6 protein-coding genes are annotated in these 5832 nt (G+C 50.2%); 1 reads left to right on the top strand and 5 read right to left on the bottom strand.

Going from position 1 to position 5832, the window contains the following annotated elements:
• Positions 1 to 208: 208 nt before the first annotated feature.
• Positions 209 to 589, top strand: coding sequence for a DUF4870 domain-containing protein (locus COY37_RS05805; RefSeq protein ID WP_286678802.1), 381 nt, complete (start codon positions 209 to 211; stop codon positions 587 to 589).
• Positions 590 to 665: 76 nt separating this feature from the next.
• On the opposite strand, the gene COY37_RS11845 is transcribed toward COY37_RS05805, so the two are convergent.
• The 5 genes from COY37_RS11845 to COY37_RS05825 form a co-directional block, all read right to left on the bottom strand.
• Positions 666 to 737, bottom strand: a complete 72-nt coding sequence (locus COY37_RS11845) for a zinc finger domain-containing protein (protein WP_353682458.1) — start codon at positions 735 to 737, stop codon at positions 666 to 668.
• Between the two features lie 15 nt (positions 738 to 752).
• Positions 753 to 1412 carry a YbhB/YbcL family Raf kinase inhibitor-like protein gene (locus COY37_RS05810; protein ID WP_286976692.1) on the bottom strand — a complete coding sequence of 220 codons (660 nt, stop codon included), beginning with the start codon at positions 1410 to 1412 and terminating at the stop codon, positions 753 to 755.
• A 318-nt stretch (positions 1413 to 1730) separates the two neighbouring features.
• Entirely contained in the window at positions 1731 to 2282 is a 552-nt protein-coding gene (locus COY37_RS05815) for a carboxypeptidase regulatory-like domain-containing protein (protein WP_286678804.1), read from the bottom strand.
• Positions 2283 to 2606: 324 nt separating this feature from the next.
• Positions 2607 to 5159 (bottom strand): FtsX-like permease family protein, encoded by a 2553-nt coding sequence (locus COY37_RS05820; protein WP_286976696.1) that lies wholly within the window; start codon positions 5157 to 5159, stop codon positions 2607 to 2609.
• Positions 5134 to 5832: ABC transporter ATP-binding protein (locus COY37_RS05825; protein ID WP_286976698.1), on the bottom strand; the 699-nt coding region annotated here is incomplete at its 5' end. The genes COY37_RS05820 and COY37_RS05825, both read right to left, overlap by 26 nt.

The following is a 5832-nucleotide window of genomic DNA, read 5'->3' on the forward strand; positions in this document are numbered from 1 at the left end:
TTAATCTTTTTGCTTACTAAATCTAAATCTGGCGTTTAAGTTCGTATTCAGTGTTACCGATACGAAAAAAGTTGTTGTAAAAAAGTTCAAATCTTTAAAGGTAAAACCTGGTTCTTAGAGAACTAACAGCTAATAGTAAGTACGAACCAGGCTTTGCAGCTAGTAAGCAGAAAACAGGCAGAATAGTACAGAACAGGGGGTAACAAGAATGAGTGAGGAGCAAAACACAGCAGCGAGTTCGAGCACCGGTCTCGATCCTAAATTGGCGGCTTTCTTAGCGTATTTGTTTGGCATCATAGGTGGAATCGTTTTTATTGTAATTGAGAAAGACAACCGGTATGTCAAGTTCCACGCATGGCAATCGGTAGCCTTTGCGGTGGCGCTATTCGTCGCATGGGTAGCTTATTCCATCATCGCGGCTATCCTTGGCCATATTCCGGTTCTCGGATGGCTCATAGACCTCGTGCTTGGCGCGGCTATCTCTATCGGCGGCCTGGTCGCATGGATCATCCTTCTTATCAAGTCATTTTCAGGCGAAGAGTACAAGCTCCCGTTTATCGGCGATTTTGCAGAGCAGAGGATCCAATAACGTAAAGCACTTATAAAAGCGGGTTCATTCCCCGCTTTTTTCTTTTGCATAGGTTTTTAGCAGTTTTACAGAAATTTTAGTGCTGACAGCTCGGGCAAAAGTAGGTTCCCCGCCCAGACAGTTCTATCTTCTCTAGGATATGCAGAATTGGTCAAGTTTTTTATTACTGCGAAAACATACCGGTGAGGCTGGTTTTGGCGAGAACTTTTCCATCCAAGGCTTGCTCAAATCGGTCCGCGGCCGGTTGTTCGGACATCGATGCCGTATCGACGTTCAGGGCATAGATTGTGGTAACGTAATTATGTGGGCCGGAGCCGGGTGGGGGTTGGGGGCCGCCGTAGCCGGGGGTGCCAAACGTGTTGGTAAGTTCTTTTGACCCTGCCGGCATCTTCTTGCCAGAAGCGCCTTCGGGGAGCGATGTCGTGGCAGCCGGGATATTGATTACCATCCAGTGGACCCAGTTGTTTGCGCTCGTATCGATTATTGAGATAGCAAAGGATTTTGTGCCCGCAGGGGCATCTTGCCACCCAAGGGGTATTGAGATGTTTTGACCGCCCGGTACGCCGGTGTTGGCGTATTTGACCGGGATGGCGCTATTGTTATGAAATGCGCTTGATGTCAGTTTCATAGTGCTCGCCGCCGTTGTCGATGTAATCCCGACTGTCGTTGAGAGCGTTGTTCTCTCGGCTGTTGCGGTTACGCCCGTTGTTTCAGTTTTACCACTGCAGCCGGTAAAAATAACAGCGCAGAGCGTAAGAATCATAACAAACAACAGGCGTAGCTTTCGTTGAGATAATCGTTTCGAGCATCGCGTAGAAAACATCAGTATATCCATACCTTAAGAATAGTTAAACCGCTTGCTCTATTCAAGCTCGTCTTCGTCCTCTTCTTCGAGCCTCAGCTCTTTGAGAAGCTGTTTAAGGGGCTCTATAACCCCTGTTTTGACCGCTTAGGTAATCTAAATCTATCTGATTGACGTTGAGTTCGATTACCTCTTGCACCCAAATGATTGCGCTTGACTCCTCGCCGAAGACGAAATCTTTGAGTTTATCGATAGAACCGATAGAGCTGTGTAGAACGATTAGCGGCTGGGATGGTCGCCTCTGTTGGGGAGCATTACGGAGAGAAAAGCGGTGGGAGGCTATTTTTTGGTCTTGCATGTAAAATGGATATCCGGGATTGTGACAGTATTACCCGCAGTAACCGTTACAGTGGTAAGGTTTGAATCGACAGGAACATAGTTCTTCGCCCAAATCTTTAGAAAGTAAGTACCGGGTTTGACGTTCTTAAAGATGAAGTCACCCTTCTTGTTTGACTGGGCAGCCCTGTCAGTAGCCTTTAGCTTTTTGCCCTTCTTGGTCATCAAGCGCAAATGCACATGGGCAAGCGGCGTACCGGATGCCGTAATTGTTGTGGTTGGAGTATCGGTGGCCCCAATAGTCGGCGTCGTCGATATCGACGACGATGTATCTGTTGAGGTTACCGGCGAGGTTGTTGTTACCGATGTCTCGCACGCGATGTCGAGAATCGTTTTGCCCACAACCGAACCGAACTTTGCCTTCTTAGCTTTGCCTTTGCTGCAACTCGTTTTAATATCACCATTGCCATGGCTCGGACTGGCAACCGCAAGCCCAACAAACATGAAGCAACCTAGAACAACTGCGAGTAAGATTCTGGCTCCCTTAGAAAACATAGTATCTCCCTCCTTCCGTAATCTGTTTACCGACTATCCGCTAGCAAGCTTAGCTATCGATCTAGCCGGAATCTCTAACTAATATAACGAAGGGAACCTCCTATCGTTACGGGCGAAGTGAAAATAAATTATTTTGAAACATCTAGTTATAGCGCTCGCTACAGCGGAAAAAATGTCAGCCCTACACCTTCCGAGCTAAGAATGTGATAATAATAATGGTAGGTGGTTTGTCTTCGATAGGCCATTTTGAGAATGCGAGGAACAGCAACGGCACGCTAGTTTGTATAGCGTGCCACAATTCATCTAGAGCGGATGTATTTATGCTTATTCGTACGAGAGACCTTCGACTATCTCGCGCTTCAAGGCGGCCTTCGACGGGATTGCCGAGCCAATTCCGGTAAAGCCGATCGCTACGGCAAAACCGATGAGGATCGCGGGCCAGGGAACGTAAAAAGCGAGGGGAAGGTCGTAGGTGTTAGCACTTACGAGTATGAGCGACTTACCCAGACCGACGCCGAGAAGAGCACCCAAGACACCGCCCATAATTAGCCCTTCGTTACGGATGATGTTCTTAATTTGCCTCCGGCGTGCGCCCAATGCCCTGAGCGTGCTCAACTCGCGGGAGCGCTGCAGGATCGAGATTAGCGAGGAGTTGATAATCCCGAACGCAGCAACGATCAAGGCGATATATACGAGCAGGTTGTTAAGAGAAAACGCCTGGCTTATCATGCCAGATATCTGTTTTTTAAACTCGGCGCCTTCACGGACCTGTATTCCATGGCTCTTCCCCCAGCGATCCTTTATAGTTTTGCTGGTTGCGGCGATGCTCTGGCCTTTCTCAAGCTTCATTTCAAAGCCGTCAACAGCATCGTCCTTCCAATACTCCTTATAATCGCCCCTGCCAACTATGAGTATGCCGGGCTCTTGAGAGAAGTAGTTTATTAAGGCGGTTATCTTGAAGGGTTTTTTGCCGGAAGGCGTGTTGAGCGTTACGATGTCTCCCTTTTTATAGCCAAACTTCTTGGCGAGCATCGTCGACACGACGATCGTTCCTCTTTTTTTGAGGTCGCGCACCATTTGCTCGTGCTTACCGTCCTGGGGAATTAAATCGTTTACGTCAAAATACGTGTTCATATCGAGGACGTGAAGCATTACGTTGTTATCATTTATTTTAAGATAGCCAGTAGTGAATGTCGTCATGGCTTTTATCCCCTTGACGGTAGCCAGTTTTTTACCGAAATTTTCGGTCATCGGAACATTAGCCGAGCCGTTAAAGAACGTGGTCTGAACCAAAATATCCCAGCCGAGCATTTTGTTGAATTCGTCGTCTAGTAATCGCGTCATGCTGGTGACTAGAGCGCTCATGCCGATCATCATGGTTAATGCGATCATCATACCGGTTACGGTTGCCGAGGTGCGACCGGGGACACGGCGGAGGTTATCGAGCGCGGTTCGCAATACAAACGAGTGCACGGAGCCACGTCCGATTGAACTCGACAGTAAGTGCGGCATAAGAAGAACGCTTCCTAAGAATGAGAGAAAGATGCTGACCATTGAGAGATTACGTAGCTGGTTGGGGTCCCTGGCAAAGCCCTCGGACATGCTCGGCAAAGCAACAACCGCAATAATTATTCCGATGCCGGTGAAAAACACGAGTGCGCTTACAATAAGCTTCCAGGTGCTGCTGGCGGGTCGCCACGCGGTCTCAAAGGGCTTGAGCGCCTCAAGCGGCGCCACGTTGAGCATCCGCGTCGCCGGGCCTATCGCTGCAAGCGCTGAAACGAGTGGCCCCATAAGCAGGCCCATGGCAAGGATTTGTGGGGTCAGCCCAAAATCGGTAGCACGAATTTTTTCCATGGTGAGGATATATCCGGTAAGGCCCCCCGACATGACGCGCGCCAACCCTGCGCCCACGATGGTGCCAAAAAGCGAACCGATAAAGCCCAGCATTATAGCCTCCGCAATCACCAGGCTGAATATCTTGCGCCGTCCAAGACCAAGCGCACGAAGCGTGCTAATGCCGAAGCGACGCTCCTCAACGCTGATCTCGAGATTATTGAATATCAGAAATGTGCCGACGAAGAGGGCCAGCATGGCTGCAAGGTTTAACATATACGCCATGGAATCAAGGGACTTTTGCACGTCGCCACCCCTGGCCGAGGGTATCTCGACCTCGGCCCGCCCGTTGAGTAGAGCCTTAACGCGTCGCTGGACGGTTTCGGGTTTTTCGTCAGCTTTAAGTATGAGGTCGACCTGGTCGACTTTTCCCGTGCGGTTGAATGTATACCGGGCGGCAGTGATATCCATGACTGCAAACTGTCCCGCGTTTGTGTGTCCCGGCCCTGTCTCGGCGAGAAGTCCGACAATCGTAAGCTTTTCTATGCCGTTTACGCCCACCAGACCAATCCTATCACCAAGCGCTAGCTTGTTCTCGTCTGCCCATGTTTTGGTTATAACGATACTACTTGTCTCGCCGGCCTTGATCTGCCTGCCCTTTGTGAACGTATAGTCCCTGGCAGCGGTATCTTTTTTCGGGTCGATACCGTAGACCAAAAGGCCACCGTCGGGCTTATCCTTAACGGATACCAAGGTGTCGCTAATGACAAGCGGCACCGCCGCCTTTATACCCTTCACCGACGCAACTTCGTCTACCATGGAGGCGGGAAGACCACTCCGCGTGTTCGGCATAACTTGAAGGCCGGTTTTGCCGGCCGCGGTGTCGATCAGCGAGCGATAGGATCGCAGGATGCTCTGATTGACGAGCATTGTCGCTACGACCATTATGATGCCGAGTGAGACCCCGAAGATGATCGTGGCGGTACGTAACTTGTGCTTACTGAGGTAGCGAAGGTTAAAGGTTCGAAATAAGGTTAACACCGGAGACCTCCATTTCCTCATCGACCCGGCCGTCTTTTAGCCGGACGATACGTCCGCCGTATGCGGCGGCTTTGGCGTCGTGGGTGACCATCACGATGGTTTGATTAAACCGTTCCTGGCAATCTTTGAGGAGATTTAATATCTCTTCACCGGTCTTTGAATCGAGGTTTCCGGTCGGTTCGTCGGCAAGGATAAGAGCGGGTTTAATAACGAGCGCCCTTGCGATGCCGACGCGCTGCATCTGACCGCCGGATAATTCTTCGGGGAGGTGATCGCACCATTTGGCGAGCCCTACCGCCTTGATGACCTCGTTGGCAAAACTACGCGCTTCCGGCGTATTCTGGCCGGCTATTTTAAGGGGTAGCAGTACGTTCTCGCAAGCGGTTAACGTCGGTAGCAGGTTGAATTGTTGGAAGATAAAGCCCACTTTCTCTCTACGGATCTGGCTTAAATCATCATCTGAGAGCGATGACAATGAGATATCGTCGATCAACACATCTCCTGAAGTCGGCTTATCGAGCGCGCCCAGAAGGTGTAGCAAGGTGCTTTTGCCGGAACCGCTCGGACCCATGATAGAGAGAAACTCACCCCCCTTTATCATAAGTGAGATACCGTCGAGCGCTCTGAACTCGGTCTTTCCCCTCTTGTAGACTTTTGCGACATCCCTTACCTC

The organism is Candidatus Aquicultor secundus (assembly GCF_002791875.1).
GTDB classification, from domain to species: domain Bacteria; phylum Actinomycetota; class Aquicultoria; order Aquicultorales; family Aquicultoraceae; genus Aquicultor_A; species Aquicultor_A secundus.

Excerpts from the sequence above, each read along its gene's own strand:
- COY37_RS05805 (WP_286678802.1), top strand. The coding sequence starts at position 209 with ATGAGTGAGGAGCAAAACACAGCAGCGAGTTCGAGCACCGGTCTCGAT.
- COY37_RS05810 (WP_286976692.1), bottom strand. The coding sequence starts at position 1,412 with ATGTTTTCTACGCGATGCTCGAAACGATTATCTCAACGAAAGCTACGC.
- COY37_RS05815 (WP_286678804.1), bottom strand. The coding sequence starts at position 2,282 with ATGTTTTCTAAGGGAGCCAGAATCTTACTCGCAGTTGTTCTAGGTTGC.